This is a genomic window from Pseudoalteromonas tunicata (genome assembly GCF_002310815.1).
Classification (GTDB): Bacteria; Pseudomonadota; Gammaproteobacteria; order Enterobacterales; family Alteromonadaceae; genus Pseudoalteromonas; species Pseudoalteromonas tunicata.
In genome coordinates this window covers 3,691,316-3,715,893 of record NZ_CP011032.1, presented here as the reverse complement: position 1 = coordinate 3,715,893, position 24,578 = coordinate 3,691,316, and the positions used below count along the sequence as shown (strand labels likewise).

The following is a 24,578-nucleotide window of genomic DNA, read 5'->3' as shown; positions in this document are numbered from 1 at the left end:
GTTAGGCCTTATCTTGCTCTTTGGTGGTCGTAGTGGTGTTTGGTTTTACTTCTGATTCTTTATGGTTCAGATTGTTTGTATTTGCTTCAGGCTTCACTGTTTCAGAATTGTCTTCAGATACAGCTTTTTTAAACCCTTTTACCGCATTGCCTAAGTCACCACCAATATTACGTAGTTTTTTAGTGCCAAACAGCAAAACGATGATTGCTAAAATAATAATTAATTGCCAAATGCTAATGCCGCCAAAACCCATCTGCTTAGTCCTCTAAAAATTTTGTTCATTATACGCCCGAATAAGTAAAAATCATCTGCTTTAATGCTGATTTTACTTACCATAGTGCGGTTTAGTGGCTTATTTTGCCTTGTTCCATGCACAGACAAAACAAATCGCCGCAAAGATAAAGCTGCCAATAGCAAAAGGTTGATTTGCCGAGACATAAAAAATGCTGGCAATAACAAGGCTACTGCACGCGAGTAATCCTAACAAAAGTGGTTTTAACTCAATTTCATTACGGATAATCGGTTGGTTCGCGTTTTTATGTTGGTTTTTTAAGCTGTTATAAATTAGGTCTGGTAGTTCGGGTAATTTTTCGCCCCAAAATGGCAGGTTAGCCTGTATGTTTTTAAGCACAGCCATTGGGCCAACTTGATCTTTAACCCATTGCTCTAAAAATGGTTTGGCGGTTTTCCATAAGTCGAGTTGCGGATAAAGTTGACGACCAAGCCCTTCAACATACAGTAACGTTTTTTGCAGCAATACTAGCTGAGGTTGTACTTGCATGTTAAAGCGCCGCGCGGTGTTAAATAGATTAACGAGCACATGACCAAATGAAATTTCAGCCAATGGTTTTTGAAAGATGGGCTCACAGACTGTGCGAATTGCAAATTCAAATTCTTCGACGTTTGTTTCGGCAGGCACCCAACCAGAATCGACATGTAATTCGGCTACTTTGCGATAGTCACGATTAAAAAAAGCGATAAAGTTTTCAGCTAAATAGCGTTTATCTTCTTTGTTGAGCGTGCCAACAATGCCGCAATCAATACCAATATATTGTGGATTATGTGGGGTATTGTAAGATACAAAAATATTGCCCGGATGCATGTCAGCATGGAAAAAACTATCGCGAAAAACTTGAGTAAAAAAGACTTGTACGCCGCGCTCTGCAAGGAGCTCTAAATTGGTGCCCTGTGCTTTTAATGCGGTTAAATCTGAGACTGGAATACCGTAAATACGTTCCATCACTAACACGTTTTTACGACTCAAGTCGCTGTAAATATAAGGAATATAAAGTGCTTCTGAGTTTTCGAAGTTGCGTTTCAATTGAATGGCATTGGCGCCTTCTCGCATCAAATCAAGCTCATCTAAAAGTGTTTTACGATACTCTTTAATCACTTCAACAGGGCGAAGGCGTTTGCCATCGGGTAAAAACTGACTCGCTAATTTCGCCAAATCTTGCATTAAATATAAATCAGAATGAATGATTGGCTCAATATCTGGGCGAATAACTTTAATGACGATTTCTTCGACTTGGCCATTTGCTGTAATTATTTTGGCACTATGCACTTGAGCAATAGATGCCGAAGCAAGAGGAGTTGAGTCAAACTCACTAAAACATTCACTGATATCGTTTAGCCCTAAAGCGGTTTCGATAATTTGTTTTGCAAGCGCTCCTTCAAATGGTGGCACTTTATCTTGTAGCAGCGCGAGCTCTTGTGCGACATCGACGGGTAATAAATCTTGTCGGGTTGACAGCATTTGGCCAAATTTAATCCAAACAGGGCCTAGGTGTTCTAGTGCTAAACGTAGTTTTTGCCCCGCAGGTGTCTCTGCATGGTGATTTCGGATCCAAAAAAAACAAAGACGCACGGCTTTGAAGTACCAAGGTTGCCACTTTTTGGGGACTAGAGTGTCTAGGCCAAAAAACAACAAGGTGTGAATGATTTTATAAAGTCTGGCTACTCGCACGCAAAGATCCTTGTGACTGCTTAGTTGAGCAGTGCATTGATACGTTGTTCTAACTGGGCGCAATCTGCTTTGAGTTGGCGGTTGCGTTGTTTAAATTCATCAAGTTCTAAAGGATGAATGGCGACTCTGAGTTCGTCTTGAAGTAATGCGCTAAACATACTGCTCAGTGTTGAGTCGGTTTTGATTCGAGTTTGTTCTGCGGCTTTAAGCCGATTGATAAGTTGAAAACTGCCGGCATCACCGATATAGCCAGATAAGTGTTCTTCCCAATCAATCTCAAGTTTAGAAAACGCCTTGCTATAAGTTTGCGCTAAATGTAGGTCGCCTTCTAAATCGAGCTTATTTTCACGAATAAGTTGAGTGATTTTACTCGGATCTTTTAGTTGTTGTAGGGTATTGATGTCGGTGCTGATTGCGCAATCGGCCAGAGTTTCTGTGGTACTTAAAATGATCAGTTGTTGACCCGTGTACACAATGGAAAAACCCTGCTGCCAATCACGAATGTAAATTAACAAAGTTTGCTGCCTTGCGGTTGATAATAAGTTATGTAAGTTTGGGGATAACTTAAATACTTGATTAACCGCGCTTTCGATTAAAGCGATAAGAAGTTGTGACAGCATAAAAATCCTAGAATTTGAATCCTCGGTGTAATGCAACAATCCCACCTGTCAGATTCTGATAAGTAGTTTGCTCAAAGCCGACTTCATTCATCATTTCTTTAAGAGTTTCTTGGTCTGGGTGCATCCGAATTGATTCAGCCAAGTATTGGTAAGATTCACTGTCGTTAGCGATGACTTTACCCATGGTTGGTAAGATGTTAAATGAATAGAAGTCGTAAATTTTAGCTAGCGCCTCTGAGTTTGGTTTTGAAAACTCCAATACTAATAAGCGACCACCTGGCTTTAATACTCGGTGCATTGAAGCAAGCGCTTTGCTTTTATCTGTTACATTTCGTAAACCAAAAGCAATGGTAATGATATCAAAGGTATTATCTGGAAAAGGTAATGCTTCTGCATTCATTTGCACGTATTCAATATTACCAACTAAGCCGAGGTTTCTGAGTTTTTCTCTGCCAACTTTAAGCATTGAGTCATTAATATCACCCAAAATAACTTGGCCTGTTTCACCAATGATTTGGCTAAACTTAGCGGTTAAGTCACCAGTGCCACCGGCAAGGTCGAGTACTTTATGACCCTTGCGTACACCTGAACTTGCAATCGTTTGACGTTTCCACAGACGATGGATCCCCATAGACATCAAATCGTTCATCACATCATATTTAGCCGCGACAGAGTGAAAAACATCAGCGACTAAGCTGGCTTTTTGTTCTGCATCAACGGTTTTATAACCAAAGTGAGTGGTGGTGTTTTGCTTCTGTTCCATGGTTTATCTCTGTGTTTGCATGCGCGGTTAGTTTACTTGATTGAGTTACACAATACCAATAACTGAATAAGGATAATGACTATTTTGCATTATTCAGTGTGTTTTAATGCGTTTGCATTGATACGGTCTAAACTATTCAAAAGAGTCATATTTCCCTATTTTTATTATGTGGAGACAGCATGGGTTTAGCGCGGCATTTAATTAGTCTGTTTGGCTTGTTTCTATTTTCAGTGTTATTGATTGTGAGTGCTGCAGTGATTTTTCAGGGTAAAAAGCAGGCTGAGGAGCAAAGCATTTTACAATCAGAATATTTGCTGCGTTTAATCGCATTAAATATCGAACCCCAACTTAATGTATTAGATAAGAGTGAATTGGAGTTGTTATTGGCTCAAAATGCCAAAGCTGTTCCTGTTCGTCTATTAGCTTTAACTGTGGAAGCTACCGATGATTTGTTTTACCAATATTATCAAAAGCAAGAGCATACGGTTTATCCTGCAATTTTAGCGCAACAAATTAGCCCTGTTAGTTTGCCAATCCGCACTGTTTTAACCAATCAACAAGGGCAACAATTTGTTTTAACGCTACAATTACAGCCTCCTGTTTTGGTTCCTTTTATTGTTGAGTTATTAGTTTTCCACTTTTGCATATTTGTAGTATTTCTTATTATTTTAATTTTATATATCAAACGGTTTGCTCACTCAATTACTCAGCCCTTATCTGCTTTGGCGTTGCAAAGCAAGGCCTTAAGTCATAAGCATTATCCTGTCCTAAAAGCAGTTAAAAGTGTCAAGGAAGTTGAAAGCTTGGTTGTGGCACATAATGAAATGACTGAACAAGTAAAAGCAATGATTAGTGAATTAAGTGAACGCTTGGAGCTGGCAAAAAAATCATTATACAAAGATGAGTTAACTCAATTAGGGAATCGACGGTTATTTATCGCTCAACTTAATCAGGTCTTGTTTGAAAACGAGCAGCATGCAGGTGCGCTGGTCTTTATTCGATTAAATCAGTTTGAGGTCATTCGCCAGCAAGAGGGCTTTCAGGTTGCCCGAGCGTTTATGGAGGATATTATTCATCTAAGTCAACTTACACTACGACAAGATGCGAATGTGCCGTTATATCGAGTGAATGAGTATGAATTTGCCTGTATTTTAATTGATGTATTACAAGATGATGTGATTGATTTAATTAAGCATTTGGCTTTGGAGTTTGTTGAGCTGCAAAATCGTTACCAACGTAAAAAACAGGTATTAATTGGCGCAACTGTTTTTAAATCACAGCAGTCACTTTCTGAGATTTTGATCCGCGTCGATGATGCGCTTAGCATGGCAAAGAAAGAGCCTCATTTATATCACTTTAATCCAGAAAACAGTATGTTGAGCCAAGTAAGTGCTATTTTAAAATCGCGCGAAGCTGTTTTGCAGGTGATAGAAGAAAGTGTATTGAACTTCTGTCAGCAAAAAGTAATGTTATCAGATCAACTTAATGTGATGTTTGCTGAAGTATTAAGTGCTTTTGAGTTTCAGCAACAAGCGATCCCCGCCAAATTACTGCAATCGCAAGCCGAGAAGTTTAGTTGTGTTGAGTATTTTGATAAGCGCATAATTGAAATGGTGAAAAGTGCCTATTTAAAAAATGATTTATTATTACCTGTCAGCATTAATTTATCACCTTACAGTATGATGGATGAAAAATTTACTAATTGGCTGACTGATTTATCTCATACTTATGCTGATTTTTTTAGCTCAGTTATTTGGGAGTTTGATGAAGCTTCGTTAGGGCAAATTCAAAATGCAGCCGCGATAGTGCACAAATTACAGTCGTTAGGTAGCCGGGTGGCGGTTGATCATTTTGGCATGGGTGAGAATACCTTAAAAATGTTGCGGCTGTGGCATATCGATATTATTAAAATTGATGGCAGCTTTATTCATGATCTTGGTACCGACCGTGCAAACTGGTCATTTTTAGAAACAATTATTCAGCTTGCTCATAGTCTAGGAATTATTGTGGTGTGTGAACAAGTTGAATCAGAGCAAGAGTCTAATTGGGCAAGGCAATTGGGCGTTGATGGGTTGCAGGGTTTTCAAATTGCCCACCCCATGAGCAATTTTAATTTAAGAAGTTAGCTACAGTATTGCGGCCTCTTTTTTTAGCAATTTCCATTGCTTGTTGTGCATTGTATGTGAGTAATGTTAAGTCACTATCGGCTGGCAAATGTGCAACCCCGACCGATACGGTAATGGAAGGTAAGCGTTTACCACTGCGTGAACTGATAAATCGTAGTTTCTCAATTCCATTGCGAATTTTTTCGGCAATTTCATTTGCTGTTGCTTGTGTTATATCAGGCAAAACAATTAAAAACTCTTCACCTTTGTTGCGTACAGGTATACCACTTTCGAGTACATATGATTGTACTTTTTTTGCCACTTTACTCAGTACTATATCGCCAATAAGATGGCCATATTTTTGATTAAAATCATTAAAGTGATCTAAATCTATTGTGATTGCACAAAGTGACTGATGTTGCTCTTTCCAAAGCGTAACTTTTTGATCTAGATAGGTGTATTGGAATAAACCTGTCAGTGGGTCGGTGTAACGTATTTTTCTAAGTTGATCTAATGCAATTCTGGTTTTTTCTGTTTCAGCTTGCGCTTGCAAGAGTGTTTCTTGTAGCTGTTGTTGCTGACCCTTTAATGCATATGTTGCATCTATCAAAGAGGAAATAATTTGTCGTGATCTAGGTAAGTTACTTTCATTAATGCCAACTAAGCTTGAATCTAAATGAGCTAAATATTGATTCACCGCTTCGTGACTATCTGATGTTGAATGACTGATTTTATTAACTACCTGATCAACGCCTTTAATGAGTGTATCTTGGTTCTTACTTTCAAATGATAGGTACTCGTTATACCAAGATTCGACTAAGAAATTATCAAGCAAGGTTTTGTTTGAAATACAGCCATTAATAGCTTGTTTAAGTGCAGGGTGATTATCTGAAATATACGCGTAGGCCACATGATAATTAATTGGGATGGGTACCAGTTTGTGTTGTTCTAAAAAGAGACAAACTCGAGTCATTTTGTCTTGGGCTGTGGCCATGGAATCATGGTACTTCATAATCAACACCGAGCGATAAAATAGTGGTAGATTGAAAAATAGCAATGTCCGTATCATGAAAATGCACACCCAATCCATGGGGTGTAGGCATTAAAAAACAAATCGCCAAAATTTGAAACTGTTTTAAACGAGAATCATTAAATTTAATACTTAAGTGGGTAAATATTGACTCACTTTGTAACAACCTGTAATCAAATGCTTAAATGATGAGCATTATATTTAGATAAACTTTAACTAAGTTAACCGCATTTAGTTGGCAATGAAGATTTGCTGAGGTAGCCTCTTTATAACTAAATGAAGGGTTTCTTATGATAAAAACTATAAAACATTCTCTGATTGCTATTGGGTGTGCTGTTGCTCTTAGCGCCTGCGTCACAACACAAAAATTATCTGTTGATGCACAATTTACTACGCTTGCTGAGCAAGTTGTTGCCTATCGCAAAAGTATCGATCCTTTTGCGCAAAATGGAGCTGTAAATGGCCATTATCTTGCCGATTTATCGCCAGAATTTTTAGCTCAAACAAATGCTAAAAGAGAAGCATTTGTACAGCAATTAGAGCTGCTAGAAAGTACAGAATTAAGCTCAGAAAATCGCATTAACTTAGCTATTTTAAAAGCGCAAATTCAAAACAATATCGATGAATATAAATTTAATGCTCATTATATGCCATTGACATCTGAATTTGGTTTTCATTCAGAGCTCTCTTTTATGGTCGCTCGCTCTGATTTTTCAACCAAAGCTGGATATGAATTGTATTTGCAAAGATTGGCTGATGTACCACGTTACTTCAATGAAAACATTCACTGGATGAAAGAAGGGATTAAGATAGGTTTAACTCAACCAAAAGTTGTGTTGCAAGGGTATGAAAGTTCAATTGCTGCGCTGATAAACCAAGATATCGAGTCATCTGAATTTTATAGCCCTTTTAAGAATCAGTCATTGGGATTAACAGCCGACGAATTGGCGGAATTTCGTTTGCAGGCAACAAAAGTGATTCGTGAGCAAGTGAATCCTGCGCTTGAGCAATACTACCAGTTTTTTGTAAATGAATATTACCCAGCAGCACGAGAGCAAATTGGTATTTCTACCACGCCAAATGGTGCCGATTTTTATGCCAATCGCGCCAAGTATTTCACTACAACTGATATGACGGTAGAACAAATCCATCAATTGGGTTTAAGTGAGGTTGCTCGCATTCGCAAAGAAATGGAAGCAATCATTAAGAGTGTCAATTTTAATGGTAGTTTCGCGGATTTTATTCACTTTTTAAGAACAGATCCGCAATTTTATGCCACTACACCCGAAGCATTGTTAAAAGAAGCATCTTATATAGCTAAAAAGATGGATGCTCAGTTGCCGAAATTATTTAATCATTTGCCGCGCATTCCTTATGGCGTAGCACCCGTGCCTCAAAGTATTGCGCCTAAGTACACCACCGGTCGTTATGTTGGACCAAATAGGGATGATCAGCCTGGTTATTATTGGGTGAATACCTATGGATTGGATAAGCGCCCACTATATGTACTAGAAGCGTTAACTTTACATGAAGCTGTACCGGGTCATCACTTACAAATTTCTTTAAACAGTGAATTGACTCATTTACCTGACTATCGTCGAGATTCTTATATTTCGGCTTTTGGTGAAGGTTGGGGTTTGTATTCCGAATGGTTAGGGATTGAAGCTGGCTTTTATCAGAATCCGTACAGTAACTTTGGCCGGTTAACTTATGAGATGTGGCGCGCAGCACGTTTAGTGGTTGATACGGGGATGCATATGTATGGTTGGAGCCGTGAAAAAGCGATGGCATTTATGCAAGATAATACCGCTTTATCATTACATAATGTAAAAACAGAAACGGATCGTTATATCTCTTGGCCAGGCCAAGCTTTATCTTATAAGGTGGGTGAATTAACTATTAAGCGTTTACGTCAGCAAGTTGAGACAGCGCTTGGCGAACATTTTGATGTAAGAGAGTTTCATAATCAAATTTTGAAAAACGGATCTGTACCTTTATTTGTATTAGAGCAACAAATTGAGCAATACATCAAAGAGGAAAAAACAAAACTAAAAGGTTAAAAAGGAAATCAGGCTGCTTCGCCTTGTTCAGAAATTTAGAAAAGTAAATTGTTTGAACTCGGAGGTACATACGAAGCAGCCTAGGGCCCCCGATACTGTTATCGTTGGCAGCTTTGCAATCATAGGTAAATACCCTTAGACCAATAGCTTTGCGTCCTTAATTTTCACTAAGTTTGCCCTTTACGAACTATGACAGTTCACTTTTGAGTTTAGCTGCATAATTGATGCCTGTCATTAACATGACAAAATAGTTTTTAATTTGTTGTACATATATCTGTGCGGCATAATCAACAATCTTATTTTGTGATTAAATGGATCCAGTCGGAATTTTAAATGAATTTAATATTAAAAAAGATATTGTTAGAGTTTCGTAGTCATATTGAAAAAGTAAGTTGGTTGTTTGTCGTTGCAGCTGTATTTGCGCATTTATTGCTTACTTGGTTGGTGCTGGTGCTGGCAGGTGAAACAAAACTCACAAGTCTTCACCATTATTTTTATTACTACATTGTCACAACTTCGACAGTCGGTTATGGTGACTTAAGCCCAAGTACTGATATAGGTAAGTGGTTTGTGGCAGTTATTCAAATTCCTTTTGGCTTAGCGCTTTTTGGCGTGCTATTGGGAAAAACAGGTCAAACAATTACGGATACAATTAAGCGCTCTATGACAGGTGAAAATAGTTTTAATCATTATATTGGCCATATCATTATTTTTGGTTGGCACGAAAAGCGTACTAGTAAAATTATTGAGCATATCTTAGCTGATAATAAGCGTATCGCTCGGCGCATTTTGCTGGCTGTAACTGATGAAATACAGCATCCATTTGCCAGTAATCCACATGTTGATTTTGTTAAATTAACCAGTTACACAGACTTAGAACAATTACAGCGAGTTGCTATTTCTTATGCTGATAAAGTGATTGTTGATGGCAAGGATGACGACCAAACATTCACAACTTCTTTACGCATTAGTAAGTTAGTTAAAACTGATTGTCATATTAGTGCTTATTTTAATGACGATAGTAAAATTGAAATGTTGCGAGACCATTGTGCTAATGTTGAATGTAGTAGCTCAAAATCGGCCGAAATGCTGGTAAGAGCGATGCAAGACCCAGGTTCGAGCAGAGTACATGAAGAATTGCTTTCAACCCTGTATGGCGATACTCAATTTAGCTTGGTTGTGCCCGACGATGTAGATACATTGATTTTTTCAAGCATATTTCATGCTTTCAAAGACAACCATAATGCGATTGTTTTAGGCGTAGCTCGTTCTCGAATTGGTGATGAGTTAGAGCTTAATCCACCATTAGATTACTCAGTCAAAGCGGGAGATGTTTTGCACTATATTGCTAGTGAACGTCTATTAGCGAATGAAGTGCAATGGCAAGCGTTGGTAAAATAAAATCAGCTTATAAATGTTGGTGAATTAACTTAGCTTAACGAGTTTTTAGGCTTGGATTTAAGTTAACTTCACCTTCATAATCAATCGTTGCTATAACATTATCACAAACAGCAATGGCTAAATGAGTACCATCAGATGCGCGCGTAAAAGCAAGTTGGTAACCGTATTGATTTAGTTTATTCAATGCTAGTTTTTGTGCCAGTGTTAATACATGCCAAAAAGTTTCAAGATCAGGGGTGGTGAAGCGACGCTCATCGTCTAATCGTTGATCTTCTGATTTTAAAAGTACTGACATGGTTAATCCCTAAATGAATGTCTGTAGAAGATGTTATTTTTATCTGTCTGTTTTGTCTAGTCTATTTTCGAATATCACAGTTCGGATTGGTATCAATATCCCCTTCGGTATTAACTGTGATGTATTGCCCATCAAGAGATAAAAAAGCCAGCGAATTGCTTATCGTCAAGCGAATAAACGCAAGGTTATACCCATAACGATAAAGCTCAGTAATTGATGCTTGCTGAGCCATTGATAATAAACCCCAATTTTCACTATCGGTTAGTTCCTTAATTCGTCGCTCAATTGACATAGTGTATTACTCAGCTTTGTTTACTCTTTAAGTCTAGTTAAAACTGCTTATTTAGCTATGTTTGGCACATATTGGTGATGTAGTGCCATTGTTCTGGCGTTACTGGCATCACAGATAAGCGGCAGCCTTTTTGGGTTAGTATAAAATCAGTTAGATTTAGGTCAGCTTTTAGTTTTGTTAACGTAATAGGTTGCTTAAATTGCTCAACAAACTCAACACTGACCTGTAACCAACGAGGTGAATCCGAAGATGATTTTTTATCAAAATACTCGCTACTAGGATCAAATTGACTCGGGTCGATATGAGCTGATTTTGAGATAGCGGCAATACCAACAATTGCGGGTTGTTTACAGCTTGAGTGATAAATAAACACTAAATCGCCTAGTGCAACGCCATCGCGTAAAAAATTACGCGCTTGATAATTGCGAACACCTTCCCAATCGGCGGTATTTTTTTCTGCTAAGTCAGTAATTGAAAAGACATCAGGTTCGGTTTTAAACAGCCAATAAGCCACAAGAGATCCTTAAATAGAGTAATTTCACTAAATTTAGTGGCAGCATGTTACTGCAAATTGTTATAGTCACTTTATCATGAGTCAGCCGGTGAAAAAATGTAAAATGAGCCAAGTATTAGATGATCTACTCGCCTTATTAAAGCTAGAAACCATTGAGCAAGGTATCTATCGAGGCCCGAGTCAAGACTTAGGTTTTAAAGCTGTTTTTGGTGGTCAAGTTATGGGGCAGGCTTTGTCTGCAGCTAAAGAAACGGTAGCAGAAGAGCGAAAAGTACATTCACTCCACTCTTATTTTTTACGCCCGGGTGATGTGACCAAGCCTATTGTGTATGATGTTGAAACCATTCGTGATGGTAAAAGCTTTAGTACGCGGCGTGTCAGTGCGATTCAGTATGGTAAACCCATTTTTTATATGACAGCGTCTTTTCATTGTGATGAGCCAGGTGTTACTCATCAAGCTGCTATGCCTAATGTTCCTGGCCCAGATAAATTGCGTTCATCACTAGATTTTTATCGTGAAAATGCGCATTTAATTCCTGAAAGTATCCGTAATAAAATCATTTGTGAAAAACCAATTGAAATGCGCCCGGTTAATTTTCAAAACCCATTTAAACCTGAGGTCACACATCCTGAGCGTTATGTTTGGTTTAAAGCCAATGGTGATATGCCTGATGATTTGCGGGTGCATAAATATTTGTTAGCGTATGCTTCTGATTTTGAATTTTTGCCGACTGCTTTACAGCCTCATGGCTTGTCGTTTTTACAGCCAAATATGCAAGTCGCAACAATTGATCATGCTATGTGGTTTCATCGCGAGTTTAGAATGGATGACTGGATTTTATATGCGGTTGATAGCCCATCAGCAAGTGGAGGCCGTGGTTTGGTGCGCGGGCAATTTTTTAATCAACAAGGTCAACTTATCGCTTCAACCATGCAAGAAGGTGTGATCCGAAGCCATAGTGGTAATTAACTCAAAACTGGATAATAAATCTATCTCAATTTCAATCGAGCAATGTTGGATTAAGGCCGATAGACCCAGCAAAGCTGCATTGTTACCCTTAAAAGTCTCTGGCTAGAGAACAATAAATGAGATATTTATTTTTTAATTTAACTGTTAATAAATCTATTATCTAGAATCGAGGTCAATTAGTTGGTTACTATTTTTGTTAAACCCCATCACTGTTTGGTGGTGGGTTTTTAGCGTAAAAAATAGAAAACACTTAATCCCGCAAGTGATGTGAAATAAATGTTTTTAGTGCGCGCAGCTACCACAATCGCTATAAGTGCAGCGGGAATATAGGGGTTGTGCCTATCAAGTTTTAACTCGCCTTCATCGAGTAATACGATAGGAACCCAAATGGCGGTCAGTACCGCAGGTGCGCTGTAACTTAAAAATTGTTGTAATTTGGGCCCTACTGCAAATGGTAGATTGTGATGTAAAAACAAGTAGCGACTACTAAATGTAACACAGGCCATTAAAATGATTGTAGTGAGCATCATGTCTCCTTTAATTTTTTGATCAGTTTTTCACTGCCATAGCCTGCGCCCATTGCAATTAGTGCCGCACCGACTAACCATAATTCAAATCCAATCGCCTTAAACCAAGTTGCAAAAATTCCAGCGGTACACACCGTGATAAAGATAGGCCAGTTTTTTATGCCTGGGATCACCAAGGCAATAAAGGTGGTTGCAATGGCAAAATCAAGGCCCATGTGGGTGAGGTCGGGTAATAATGAGCCTGCAATAATGCCTAGAAGTGTCCAAATATTCCAACAAATATAAAAGCTAAAACCTGCACTTAGAGCATACACCAGTCTAATTTTGGATTGATAAGCTTTCCGATGGTGTGAAAAAGCAAATAGTTCATCGGTTAAAACAAAGCTGATGGGTAAGCGCCAGCGCAGTGGTTGAGCAATGATTTTATGGCGAATACTTAAGCCATATAAAAAATGGCGCGAGCTGATAATAAACGTGGTAAATAATATTGTAAGTAATGGCGTATTTTGACTAATTAACTCAATCGCTACGAGCTGGGCTGAACCGGCAAAGACCAGCAGTGACATCAGTTGAGTTTCCAAAGGGGTGAACCCATTTTGCACCGCTAAAGAGCCGCATAAAATGCCCCAAGGGATCACAGCTAAATTGAGGGGCAACATATCCCAAAAGCCTTTTAGGATGGCTTTGTTCATGCTCAGTTCCTTTTATCGATAATATTTCGGGTGGAAACAATAGGTTTGGTTATTTACGCTAGAGTATCGAGTATATCGAAGCTAGCAAACAAAGCTTGTATAAAATGATCCGTTACGACGAAAATATAGGCTGTTTTATCGTGTTCGAATGGTTCATGGCGATGATACATGGCATCATATTGCAGTGTTTTAATTAGAAGATTTGAAAGATGATTACAGAGAATAAACATCAAATTAAAGTGTGGGACGGCTTTGTTCGTTTTTTCCATTGGGCCTTAGTTGGCTCAATTGCATTACTGTATTTCAGTGGCGAAGAAGGATGGATGTCGGTGCACTTTGTGGCAGGGTTTAGTGTACTAACTTTGGTGTTGACCCGTTTGATTTGGGGAGTGATAGGCAGTGATACCGCAAAACTCAGTCGTTTATTTCATGGCCCAAAAGCGGTGTGGCAATCGATTACAACTCCATCAGAATCAATAGGCCATAATCCAGCCGGCAGTTATATGGTTTTACTTTTTTTAGCTTTAATTCTGGCGCAAGCCACTTCAGGTTTAATGACAACGGATGATATTTTAACCGAGGGGCCGCTGGTGGCTGTAGTTGATTCTTCATGGGTTGAACTTGCAAGTAGATTGCATCGATTGATTTTTGATGGGCTATTAATAGCAATTGCGCTGCATATTTCAGCTATTGTTATTTATCGTTTACTCGGTAAGCATTTAGTCAAAGCCATGGTGAGCGGTACAATGCAAACAAGCACTCAAACTGTGCCACAGATTAAATCAGGTTGGATTGCATTTATTATTTGGTTGGTATTACAAGTCGCTATTTTTAGTACTTGGGGGCTTGAATCGTTTAAGTCACTCTTTAATTGAGTAGTATTTGTATAATGAATTAAATGATTAGCCAATAAAAAGCGCCAGATAAGGCGCTTTTTTATATTTTATCAAAATGTTAGACAATAAGTTATTTAGTCTTTAAATGTCTTGTGGCAATCTTTACAGCCTTTCGCCCAAGGACCAAAAGCTTTACCTATGATAGCTTGATCGCCTGATTGTGCTGCAACAGCTAGTTTGTCTGCATAGTCTTGAAATGCTGTTGCTTTTTTAATGAACTCATCATTTTGTGACCAAACGGCAGCTAGCGCACTTGTTTCGCCTTTGTCTGTACCTGGAGCAAAAGCCTCCCACGGCATTTTAGATAAAGCTGCGGCATTGTTTGCTCGCATTTTAAAACGCTCAGCATCAAAAGGTACTGCTCCTTTTAACATGTCACCCATGTCGCTAATTTGTACGCGGATCATCGAAAAAGCAGCTTGGCGATATTCAATAGCATCTTCTGGTTTTTCGAAAATAGAATTTGCCATCACTGGCGTCGCTAATAATGCGCTGAGTAATAAAATTGTTTTTTTCATCATGTTCACCCCTGAACTAATTATTTATCAGACTCTTTTACCTGATGCAGTGACTTGGTGCAATAAAATGCGGTTAAAGGTGCATTAAAAATATGCATCTTTAGTCATCTAAATCGATATGCGTAAAAATCATGCCTCTGCGCATCGAGCGTGTGGCTAAAAATACCTCTGCTAATAATGACAGCATGGCAAAAATTAAAAAGAGCATGGCACCGACAAAGCTAATACCAATTGTCATGTTTAAATTCACTTCAAGTAAATGGCTAACAAACAAAGCCATAACCACAGTACAAACTAACAATGCACTCAATACGCTCAAGCTAAAAGAAATATGAATACAGCGTGCGCGTTTCCAAAGCGCTCGTAATTCTGTGGTGAGTAGTTTTTTTAACGATTCATCCTGTGAGGTACGGACTTTTTTTTCTAGTTGGCGCGCTCTATCAGTGATGCGAGCAAGGCGGTTTGACAATACCCCAAGCATTGCTGCAACTCCTGTAATTAAAAATACAGGCGCTACAGCTGTTTGGATTAATTTAGCCATGGTGAGAATGTTAAGTGCTTCGCTATTCATAAGTGTGAGCTTAATTTTGTGGTGATAGATTTATCGTTACTATGCCTAGTTTGCGCACCAGTCGCAATACTCAGTAAGTTGTAACATAACTGCATCGTATTGTTTATATTGATAACGATTGTAAATAGCGTGTTGTAAGTAAGTGTCCGCTTGTGTACCTTGCAGAGGCTCAAAAAAATAAAAATCTTAGGGGATTTATGAAACACACACTATTTAAAATGTCTGTATTGTCTGCAGCCATTATGATAACGCTGTCAGGTTGTGGCAGTGATAATGATAAAAAAACAGCAGTGATCGATATTGCACCGCGTGCAAATAATGTTGAGTTAACAAATCTAAAACATTGGGTGCCTGTAACGGATTCATTAAAAGCGATAGATTCAAATGGTGATGAGTTAAGTTTTAGTTTTGCTGAAAATGGCCAAGCGGTGGCTGCGGTGGATGGTATTTACCATTTTAGTCACGGGACGATGGCGCTTAGTGGGCGTGATTTTACTTACATCTCACTTACGGGTGAAGATGCATCGATTGATTACACGGTTACAGCGAATGGTAAATCAGCGTCGGCGAAGATCAATATTTCAGGAGTCGAAAAAGATCCGCTTGCAAATGAGCAGTGGCATTTGCGTAATACAGGTCAGCGTGCTTTTGCCCGTAGTGATGAGTTTTTAACTGTGATGGCTAAGTTAAATGGGTTAACTACAGATGATGAAATAGCCCAATATAAGCAAACTCGTTTAGATCATTTTAATCAAAATCTTACGCTAGTTGGGGCTGATATGAATGTGGCACAAGCCTATCAGCAAGGTGTCACAGGTAAAGGAGTGATTGCGGTTGTTGTTGATTCTGGCCTAGAAGTTCGCCATGAAGATTTAGATGATAACGTATTACCTTATCGTTCATTAAATTTAAATCCAGGTGCATTTGATCAAACTGATCCTACAAAACCTGTTCCTGCTGATGGTGTTTATAAGTCATTTGGTGATTTTAGTGACCATGGTACAGCAGTAGCTGGATTGATTGCAGCAGAAGGGTGGAATGGCAAAGGCGGCCGTGGTGTTGCACCAGATGCACAGCTCATTGGTATGAACTTTATTCATAGCAAAACCAAACAAAATGATTTCAATGTACAAGCTATCATAAATGGTTTCCCAGGTAGTGGGATCGCGTTGGATGAAGAAGTATTATTTAACCGTAGTTATGGTTCTAACCCTGCACTATTTTTACCTGATGACCAGATTGACAATTATTTAACGAGTTATGCAACGACTATATTGCGTAATGGTAAAGGCGCAATTAGCGTTAAGGCGTCGGGTAATGATTTCGAGTCAGGTCGTCATAGCGATGGTGATTTTTGTAAAAAATCAGGCACTAACGAGTTAGGCTTAGGTTGTATTGATATGAATGTATCAGCAGCTAACCGAAGCTTAAACCATGTGACTGTCGGTGCATTAAAAGCTAACGGAAAGCGCGCGAGTTATTCGACATCTGGAAGTGGTTTGTTTTTAAGTGCGCCAGCGGGTGAAAGCGGCCAATGGGAACCTGCAATGATCACTACAGATAATATGACGTGTCTGAATGGTTCATCAGGTTTTCCATTGTTAAACTATTTAGAAGGTTTGTATGGCCAACCTGCAGGTTTTGTTGCTGGTTATCACTTCTTTGATTACCCAGGTCATCCATTAAATGCAAGCTGTAATTATACCAACAGCATGAATGGTACTTCTTCTGCGGCGCCTAATACATCGGGTGTGATAGCGTTAGTCATGGAGGCTAATCCTGCGCTGACGGCGCGTGATATCAAACATGTGCTAGCAACCACAGCCACTCAAACTGACCCTGAAGATACACCTATTATACGTACGACAGGTGATGGTGAATTTACCGCTCATTTAGGCTGGGTTGAAAATGCTGCGGGCTATAAATTTAATAACTTTTATGGTTTAGGTCGCGTAAATGCAGGCGAAGCTGTAAAAATGGCAAAAGGTTTCACTTCACTTACACCACAAGTTCAAAGTGATTGGTATTTTACAGGCCAAGCGGTTGATGTAGTTATTGGTGAAGCTGGACCTGCATTTATAGCGCAAGGTGAGCCGTTAGCTTTAAGTGTACCTAATAATTCAGTTGTTGGTGCAAGCCATAGCATGTTGGTTGATTCAGACTTGGTGGTTGAAGCGATGCAGTTTAGCTTTACCATTGCAAACTCTGAAACTCGTTTTGATTACAGTCATGAGCAAATCCCTGGTGATATGCAATCATCAGCAGCGACTGATTTAGCAATTGAAGTGACTTCGCCATCAGGTACTAAAGCGATTATTCTATCTTCAGGGCAAGCAAATTTAACTCCTGCGGTTGCTAGCTCTCGTTATTTTTTAAATGGCTTTATACATGCTCCAAGTGTGAGCTTTTTATCACATGCTTTTTATGGTGAAAACAGTAAAGGAGAATGGACAGTTAAAGTGGTAGATGCAGCTGATCCAGCTCAAGTTGTTTATCTAAATGATGAGAGTAAGTTAAGTGTAGTGGTCCCGAATGAAACACCTTCAGTACTTGAAGGTTGGGGTATTCGTGTAACTGGCCGTGTAGAGTAAGGAATAAAATGATGAAGTTTAAACACATAATGACACTAACGAGTGCTTTGGCCATCAATGTAGTTGCATTTGAAGCGACAGCGCATGAAGAGTTATCGCTGCCAAAACAAAAAGTACAGTCATTACCACATGTTGAATTACCTACCTTTAAAGCGAATGACTTTAAGCATAATGATGAAGTAATTACGGACGGTTATGTAAAAATTCAAGGGATGAAAGCGATACCTGAGTTTTTGGCAACACCATCGGAGGTTGCAGGTAATCAAGGTGAATACGCTTTAATTAATGCATCGAGTGATACCGAGATACAAAAAGGCCTGTTTGCAGGAGATGTCTTAAGAAATAGTATTTCGGGTGGTTTAGCTGTTGTTACGGGTAACATTGCAGTGCATATTAGCAGTGATGACAATTTATCAAAGCTTACCGAGCAGCTTGGTTTAACAGTTGTTAAGGATTTAGGTATTGGCATTGTGATTGTGAAGTCACTTAAGCAAGTTGAACTTAAAAAACTTGAAGCCAAAATAATCGCTTCGGGTTTAGTAACTGCTGCAAAGTTAGAGCGTTTAGAGAATTTAAACCAAGCTTTTTAATAGCAATACAGTTTTAAGTCATATTTAAATTAATAAATCCAGAGGCGAGATAATCACTCTGGATTTTTTCTTTTTCACCATACTGGTTGTTAAAGCCTTTCTAATATAAATATCAACAAACTTTAAATCCCTATTGAGGATTTTTCGCTGTTATAAAACTACCTTAGTTTTTATTTCTGTAAAATTCATAGTTTCATCAACATTATGAATTTTTTAAGATTTTCTCCTAATTTTTTTTAAAAAAAACTTCAGATAAAATCAGTTATGTAAATTTTATGTTTATTACTCCTTAATTGCTGGGTTAATCGGTTGCTTTTTTGTTTCTAAAGGGGATATAGTTGTTCTTTGTTTACAAACTAGAACATCTAATTAACAATAATATTCGGGGTGAATATGTCTCAGGGAATTATCAAAAAATCTGCAATAGCATTAGCTGTAAGTGGTGTTTTAATTACGGCACAACAAGTATCAGCAGCTTCGTTTGAACAATATAATCAAAAAAATCAAAAAGCAGTTAAAGCGCAAGTTACTAAAAAAGATACCGCAGTTAAACGTGAAGCAAAAAGCTGGGTGGTAAAATTACATGGTGCAGCTTTATCACAAGCTTCATTTGGTGAGAAATCACAGTCAGTTTCTGCAATCGCAAATGTTCAAGCTAAAGTTGAAGCTTCAATTCAAGCGCTTGATTTAAATGTAAAGGTATTAGCGCGTACCAGTAAATTAGTTAATTCGATTGTTGTTGAAGGTGATAAAGATACGTTAGCGCAACTATTATCATTACCAGAAGTAGATAATATCTATCCAGTTTTTGATTATGAATTAGATGTTGCAGATAGTGCTGATTATGTAAAAGCAACACCTTTGGTTGCCAGTGGTATTGCAAAAGGTGATGGTGTAAAAGTTGCCGTATTAGATACTGGCGTTGATTATACCCATGCCGCATTTGGTGGTGCAGGTACCGCAGCAGCATACGAAGAAGCAATTAGTGACCCTACATCAGTAGTTTGGCCGCAAGGTCAAATCAAAGGTGGTTACGATTACGTAAATAATGATGCTGATCCTATTGATGTTGATACCAATCATGGTACCCACGTTTCTCATTCTGTTACTGGTATTGCACCAAATGTTGAGCTCTATGTTTATTCAGTTTGTGACGACGGTTGTTCTGGTTTGGCGCAAATCTTAGCGCTTGAAAATGCAATGGATCCAAATAACGATGGTGACATCTCTGATCGTGTCGACGTTGTTAATATGTCTTTAGGTGGTAATTATGGCGATAAAGCATTAGATGCTGTTGGCCTTTTTATTAACCAAGCGGTAAAACTTGGCACTAACTTAGTTATTTCAGCAGGTAACGACGGCGCTTACCCATTTATCGTGGGTGGTCCAAGTACTACAGAAAACGCATTATCTGTTGGTGCTATGACTCATCCAACAGATGAAGCTGCTATTGGCACTGCAACGGTTGCGGGCGTTGAAACCGAATTTGGTACAGCAGCCTTTGGTGCTGAAGGTCCATTTGAATTTAGTAATCTTGATGCTGAGTTAATCTATCCAACAGAAAATCAAGAAGGTTGTGATCCGTTTTCAGCAGATACTGATTTTACTGGTAAAGCTGTGATGATTGACCGTGGAACTTGTAACTTTTCGGACAAAGCTTTTTATGCACAAAGTAAGGGTGCCGTATTTGTAATTATCGCAAATAATCGTGAAGGTGCTGCACCTGGCATGTCAGCAGGACCGAAAGGCCCTGATGTAACAATCCGCACGGTTTCTGTTACTCAAACTGATGCAAATAATTTAAAAGCGCAATTAAATGCGGGTGAAACAGCAACATTTAGCTTTAAAGAAGAGGTAAAAGTTACAAGTGGTGCAATTGCTTCGTTTACTTCTCGTGGCCCATCAATGGATGGCTATTTAAAGCCTGAAATTACTGCTCCTGGTGTGAACATTATGACCGCACACCCAGGTCTAGGTGATGGTTTATCTGGCGCTACTGGTACTTCTTTCTCAGGTCCAATTACTGCGGGTGCTATGAGCTTGCTTAAAGAAGCATTGCCAGAGCGTAATGCACTTGAGTTAAAAGCAACGCTAATGAATGCTGCTAATTTAGATGTAACGATGAAGGCCCGCTCAATTGACCCAAATGCAGCCTTAGCACCAATTAGTTACATTGGTTCCGGTTTAGTTGATGTTGAAAAAGCAGCCAACTTACCTGTTGCTGCGTGGGCAAAAGATACCAAGCAGGCAGCTTTATCGTTTGGTTTGGTTAATTTGTCACAAACAACAGCATTAACAAAAACAGTTGAAGTTAAAAACTTCTCTAATTCTGCTAAAACATATTCGCTTTCTTTAACTCAGCGCTTTGCTGATGATGAAGAGCGCGGTGCCCTTAGTATGAGCTTCCCTTCTTCAGTCACAGTACCTGCTGGTCAAACCGTATCGTTTGATGTTGTCGCAACAATTGATCCAGCTAAATTACCAGAGTGGATGCTTGATTCAAGCAATGTGGGTAGTGTTGCCGCCACTGAATTATTAACGACATCAGAACTTGATGGTGCATTAAACTTCAGTGAAGGTGGCGAAAAAGCATTCCATCTTGTTTACCACATATTACCTAAAGCTGCAGCATCAGTCAGTGTAATGCCTGAAAAAACAGAGAACGGTGTAGCGCATATGCTAACCAATACCGGTGCTGTTAATTTCGAGCCTTTCTTTGCGCCTACTGTTGCAAGTGATGACATTGACGGTTCTCGTTTTGATTTAGTGAGCGCATCGATAGAGACGATTGATGTACCTGCTACTTTTTGTGAGTCAGGTTACGCGGTATTGACTACTTTCGTAATGGATAAAGGCATCACACATACTTATGTGGGTGGCTTTATGGCCGATTTCGATTTAAATCAAGATGGTGTTTGGGATGTAACGGCGCAAGCTGGTCAATTAGAGTGGTTCTATGATGTTGAACCTGGTACTGCGATTTCTTTCACGCATGCTTATGGTTCAACAAGCGGTGCCATTGGTAATGCTTACCATACGGTTGGAAATAACTTCGTAACCGTACAAAGTTGTTTAAGTAGTTTTGGCTTAACAGCTGATCAGTTAGGTAAAGTGCAAGCAAATGTTCGCTTCCGTACAGAAGAGTACAGCTGGACTCCAATCCCTACTAATTCAGTAGATAATGCAACGGCACAATATACTTTTGCTATCTCAGAACCTGTTGCAGGACTTTTTGATTCGACTGGAAATCAGGTTGAAATGTTAGCACCAGGTGAGTCTGCTGAATTACTTGTATCAGGAGCTAAATTCACTATGCTGTCTGATTCAGGTTCAAAAGCAATTAATGTCGACCCGATGGCTGATGTTCGTACTGCACCAGTATTGATGGATACTGAGTTCTCAGTTGATGAAAATACCGCAACAGGTACTGTAATCGGTCAATTATCAGCGACATATGATGCATTACTTGCAAACCCTGTGTCTGAATTTATTGTTGTAAACTCAACTTCAACAGCAATCACAGTTGATGCGATGGGCAAGGTAGTTGTAGCTAATGCAGCTCAGTTAGACCATGACGCAGGTTTAACTATGGTTGAGCTTGAAGTTGTTGCAACAGATACACGAGGTAATGTGTCTGCAAGCGCAATGGTTACTGTTAATATCAACAACTTGGCTGATGAAGCATCAGAGCAGCCGGTAGTAACTCCGCCGCCAGTAGTGCATAAAAAATCAGCGGGTTCTATGGGTTGGTTAGTATTACTTGCAGCACCATTTGCAATCTTACGTCGCAGAAAGCAAAAATAATTAGCTTATAGTTAAATATTATTTATTTTAAGGCTCTGTTTTATACAGAGCCTTTTTTATTGCGTATTGGAAAATTAAAGGAAAGTTTACAACCATTTACATCAGCCTATAGTATGGTTTTTATTGCTGCTCTATGATGCTCATTCCGATGAAAAATAACAGGAATAATGATCATCATGGCTCAAAAATACTCTTTTTTACTCAGTGTAATCTCCCTTGCTGTATTGAGTGCTTGCACAGAGCAACCGGCTAACTTACAAGCTTCATCTCCCACTACAGAGGTTGTTTCAGCAACAACATCCGTCGCTCTTGCGCCAGTAGCTAAAAAAGTACCGTATGAAATGGAAATTCATGGTGATAAACGTATCGATAACTACTATTGGATGCGTGACGATAAACGTGAAGACCCTGAGATCCTTGCTCACCTAGCCGCAGAAAATGATTATACCAACGCCCAATTAGCACATACCGAAAAACTACAAGCTGAATTATTTGAAGAGCTGAAAGCGCGTATTGAAAAAAATGATGACTCAGTACCTGTGAAAAAAGGCCAGTATTTTTACTCAACTGAAATGCGTGGTGATAACGAATACCCAATTTATGTGCGCAGTACTGATGTGAGTGGTACCAATAAAGAAATACTGTTAGATGTTAATACATTGGCAAAAGATCATGCTTATTATCAAGTATCAGGTTTAGATGTCAGTCCAAATGGACAGTTAATGGCGTTTGGTGAAGACAAAGTGAGTCGCCGCGTTTACAGCGTAAAATTTCAAGACTTAGCCTCAAAAGCTATGTTGCCAGATGTACTTGAAGGCACTGAAGGCGATGTTGTGTGGGCTAACGATAACAAAACCGTGTATTACATTAAAAAAGATTTGCAAACTTTACTGGGCTATCAAGTGTATCGCCATACGCTTGGCACACCACAAAGTGATGACCAGCTAGTGTATGAAGAAACAGATAATACTTATTACACTGGCATTGGTAAAAGCAAAGATGGTAGTGTGATTTTTATTAATCATGGCAGCACCGAGTCATCAGGTGTGTCGGTCATTGATGCTAATAACCCCAAAGCAATGCCACAGCGCTTAGTTCAGCGTGAAAAAGGCTTGGAATATGATGCATCAAAACTAGGTCAATACTATTACATTACCACTAATCTTGATGCGGTAAATTTTCGTTTAATGAAAGTGCATCAAGACGAGTTAGGTGATAAAACCAAATGGCAAGAGGTGATCCCACATCGTGCAAATGTAAAATTTGAAGGGGTGCAGTTATTTAATCATCACATGGTTTATCAAGAGCGTGAAAAAGGTCAAACCAGCATTAAGGTGCGTGATTTAACCACTCAAAAAGAACACACCCTTTCATTTAATGATCCGGCATTTTCGGTCTATATGTATGGTAACGGCGAGTTTGATAGCAGCGCGCTTCGAGTGTACTACACCAGCATGACCACACCAGGCACCCATTATGATATCGATTTAGCCTCTGGCAAAAAAGTACAGTTGAAACAACAAGCCGTGCTGGGTGATTTTAATGCTGATAACTATGCCTCTGAGCGAATTTTTATCAAAGCCCGTGATGGTGTCGAAGTGCCTGTTTCACTGGTATATCGTAAAGATAAATTTAAAAAAGATGGCTCTAACTCTTTGTATCAATACGGTTATGGTTCATATGGTTCAACCATGGATCCGAGCTTTTCGAGTTCACGTTTAAGCTTGCTTGACCGTGGTTTTGTTTATGCCATTGCGCATATTCGTGGTTCACAAATGCTGGGCCGTCCTTGGTATGATGATGGTAAAAAACTAACAAAGCAAAATACCTTCAATGATTTTATTGATGTTACTAAAGCGCTGACGACTCAAGGTTATGGTAATAAAGATAATGTTTTTGCCGCAGGTGGCAGTGCGGGTGGTTTGTTAATGGGGGCGGTGATCAACCAAGCGCCTGAATTGTATAAAGGGGTTGCAGCGCATGTGCCATTTGTGGATGTGGTTACCACTATGCTCGACGAAAGTATTCCACTAACCACCAATGAATACGACGAATGGGGTAACCCGAATGATAAAACGTATTACGATTACATGCTGTCATACTCGCCTTATGACCAAGTAAAAGCGCAAGCGTATCCAAACCTATTGGTAACAACAGGATTACACGATTCACAAGTGCAGTACTTTGAGCCAGCCAAGTGGGTTGCCAAACTGCGTGATTATAAAACCAATGATAACAAGCTGTTGTTTAAAGTAGATATGGAAGCCGGCCATGGCGGTGCATCAGGTCGTTTTAAAGGCTTAAAAGACCGCGCGTTAGAATATGCCTTCTTTCTTGATTTAGCAGGGAAAAATAAACTTTAAACCTTTAATA

The 24,578-nt window shown here is 39.1% G+C and carries 21 protein-coding genes and 1 riboswitch; of the genes, 9 read left to right on the top strand and 12 right to left on the bottom strand.

The features are described 5' to 3' along the window. Position 1: 1 nt before the first annotated feature. The 4 genes from tatA to ubiE form a co-directional block, all read right to left on the bottom strand. Positions 2-253 (bottom strand): Sec-independent protein translocase subunit TatA, encoded by a 252-nt coding sequence (gene tatA / locus PTUN_RS16840; RefSeq protein ID WP_009840707.1) that lies wholly within the window; start codon positions 251-253, stop codon positions 2-4. Between the two features lie 99 nt (positions 254-352). Further along, on the bottom strand, positions 353-1,966 hold the full coding sequence (gene ubiB / locus PTUN_RS16835) for a ubiquinone biosynthesis regulatory protein kinase UbiB (RefSeq protein ID WP_040644370.1): 1,614 nt from the start codon (positions 1,964-1,966) through the stop codon (positions 353-355). A 20-nt stretch (positions 1,967-1,986) separates the two neighbouring features. Continuing rightward, positions 1,987-2,586 carry a ubiquinone biosynthesis accessory factor UbiJ gene (locus PTUN_RS16830; RefSeq protein ID WP_009840709.1) on the bottom strand — a complete coding sequence of 200 codons (600 nt, stop codon included), beginning with the start codon at positions 2,584-2,586 and terminating at the stop codon, positions 1,987-1,989. Positions 2,587-2,593: 7 nt separating this feature from the next. Next, positions 2,594-3,349: a bifunctional demethylmenaquinone methyltransferase/2-methoxy-6-polyprenyl-1,4-benzoquinol methylase UbiE gene (ubiE, locus tag PTUN_RS16825; protein ID WP_009840710.1), complete on the bottom strand. Its 756-nt coding sequence runs from the start codon at positions 3,347-3,349 to the stop codon at positions 2,594-2,596. A gap of 179 nt (positions 3,350-3,528) precedes the next feature. Here ubiE and PTUN_RS16820 point away from each other — a divergent pair, with 179 nt between their 5' ends. Next, positions 3,529-5,475, top strand: a complete 1,947-nt coding sequence (locus tag PTUN_RS16820; RefSeq protein ID WP_009840711.1) for an EAL domain-containing protein — start codon at positions 3,529-3,531, stop codon at positions 5,473-5,475. Here PTUN_RS16820 and PTUN_RS16815 read toward each other — a convergent pair. Continuing rightward, complete coding sequence (locus PTUN_RS16815) at positions 5,459-6,466, bottom strand: GGDEF domain-containing protein (protein WP_040644373.1); 1,008 nt, start codon at positions 6,464-6,466, stop codon at positions 5,459-5,461. The two genes, PTUN_RS16820 and PTUN_RS16815, sit on opposite strands and share 17 nt — an antisense overlap. Before the next feature lie 308 nt (positions 6,467-6,774). Between PTUN_RS16815 and PTUN_RS16805 the strand changes: the two genes are divergently transcribed. After that, positions 6,775-8,544, top strand: a complete 1,770-nt coding sequence (locus PTUN_RS16805) for a DUF885 domain-containing protein (RefSeq protein ID WP_009840714.1) — start codon at positions 6,775-6,777, stop codon at positions 8,542-8,544. A 103-nt stretch (positions 8,545-8,647) separates the two neighbouring features. Further along, positions 8,648-8,732, bottom strand: a riboswitch (cyclic di-GMP riboswitch). A 145-nt stretch (positions 8,733-8,877) separates the two neighbouring features. Beyond that, complete coding sequence (locus PTUN_RS16800) at positions 8,878-9,945, top strand: potassium channel family protein (RefSeq protein WP_009840715.1); 1,068 nt, start codon at positions 8,878-8,880, stop codon at positions 9,943-9,945. 34 nt (positions 9,946-9,979) lie between these two features. On the opposite strand, the gene PTUN_RS16795 is transcribed toward PTUN_RS16800, so the two are convergent. The 3 genes from PTUN_RS16795 to PTUN_RS16785 all read right to left on the bottom strand — a co-directional run bounded on the left by PTUN_RS16795 (position 9,980) and on the right by PTUN_RS16785 (position 11,046). Then, positions 9,980-10,240: a hypothetical protein gene (locus tag PTUN_RS16795; protein ID WP_009840716.1), complete on the bottom strand. Its 261-nt coding sequence runs from the start codon at positions 10,238-10,240 to the stop codon at positions 9,980-9,982. Between the two features lie 61 nt (positions 10,241-10,301). After that, positions 10,302-10,532 (bottom strand): hypothetical protein, encoded by a 231-nt coding sequence (locus PTUN_RS16790; RefSeq protein WP_009840717.1) that lies wholly within the window; start codon positions 10,530-10,532, stop codon positions 10,302-10,304. 55 nt (positions 10,533-10,587) lie between these two features. After that, positions 10,588-11,046, bottom strand: coding sequence for an EVE domain-containing protein (locus PTUN_RS16785; protein ID WP_009840718.1), 459 nt, complete (start codon positions 11,044-11,046; stop codon positions 10,588-10,590). Between the two features lie 103 nt (positions 11,047-11,149). On the opposite strand from PTUN_RS16785, the gene tesB reads away from it, so the two are divergent. Then, positions 11,150-12,016, top strand: a complete 867-nt coding sequence (tesB, locus tag PTUN_RS16780; protein ID WP_040644383.1) for an acyl-CoA thioesterase II — start codon at positions 11,150-11,152, stop codon at positions 12,014-12,016. Positions 12,017-12,243: 227 nt separating this feature from the next. Here tesB and PTUN_RS16775 read toward each other — a convergent pair whose 3' ends face one another. Both PTUN_RS16775 and PTUN_RS16770 read right to left on the bottom strand, forming a co-directional pair. Beyond that, positions 12,244-12,543 (bottom strand): AzlD domain-containing protein, encoded by a 300-nt coding sequence (locus PTUN_RS16775; RefSeq protein ID WP_040644374.1) that lies wholly within the window; start codon positions 12,541-12,543, stop codon positions 12,244-12,246. Next, positions 12,543-13,235, bottom strand: a complete 693-nt coding sequence (locus tag PTUN_RS16770; RefSeq protein WP_009840721.1) for an AzlC family ABC transporter permease — start codon at positions 13,233-13,235, stop codon at positions 12,543-12,545. The genes PTUN_RS16775 and PTUN_RS16770 overlap by 1 nt, the downstream gene beginning before the upstream one ends. Positions 13,236-13,444: 209 nt before the next feature. Here PTUN_RS16770 and PTUN_RS16765 point away from each other — a divergent pair, with 209 nt between their 5' ends. Further along, complete coding sequence (locus PTUN_RS16765) at positions 13,445-14,110, top strand: cytochrome b/b6 domain-containing protein (protein ID WP_009840723.1); 666 nt, start codon at positions 13,445-13,447, stop codon at positions 14,108-14,110. A 95-nt stretch (positions 14,111-14,205) separates the two neighbouring features. On the opposite strand, the gene PTUN_RS16760 is transcribed toward PTUN_RS16765, so the two are convergent. Next, positions 14,206-14,649 carry a c-type cytochrome gene (locus PTUN_RS16760; protein WP_009840724.1) on the bottom strand — a complete coding sequence of 148 codons (444 nt, stop codon included), beginning with the start codon at positions 14,647-14,649 and terminating at the stop codon, positions 14,206-14,208. A 100-nt stretch (positions 14,650-14,749) separates the two neighbouring features. Then, positions 14,750-15,220 (bottom strand): DUF2721 domain-containing protein, encoded by a 471-nt coding sequence (locus PTUN_RS16755; RefSeq protein WP_009840725.1) that lies wholly within the window; start codon positions 15,218-15,220, stop codon positions 14,750-14,752. 197 nt (positions 15,221-15,417) lie between these two features. Here PTUN_RS16755 and PTUN_RS16750 point away from each other — a divergent pair, with 197 nt between their 5' ends. From PTUN_RS16750 to PTUN_RS16735, 4 genes are all read left to right on the top strand, one after another. Then, positions 15,418-17,811: a S8 family serine peptidase gene (locus PTUN_RS16750; protein ID WP_009840726.1), complete on the top strand. Its 2,394-nt coding sequence runs from the start codon at positions 15,418-15,420 to the stop codon at positions 17,809-17,811. A gap of 8 nt (positions 17,812-17,819) precedes the next feature. After that, positions 17,820-18,401: a hypothetical protein gene (locus PTUN_RS16745; protein ID WP_157579399.1), complete on the top strand. Its 582-nt coding sequence runs from the start codon at positions 17,820-17,822 to the stop codon at positions 18,399-18,401. Between the two features lie 393 nt (positions 18,402-18,794). Next, the gene (locus tag PTUN_RS16740; protein ID WP_009840728.1) at positions 18,795-22,205 is read left to right on the top strand and encodes a S8 family serine peptidase; all 3,411 of its coding nucleotides are present in this window, start codon (positions 18,795-18,797) and stop codon (positions 22,203-22,205) included. A 167-nt stretch (positions 22,206-22,372) separates the two neighbouring features. Next, positions 22,373-24,568 (top strand): S9 family peptidase, encoded by a 2,196-nt coding sequence (locus tag PTUN_RS16735; RefSeq protein ID WP_009840729.1) that lies wholly within the window; start codon positions 22,373-22,375, stop codon positions 24,566-24,568. Positions 24,569-24,578 lie beyond the last annotated feature (10 nt).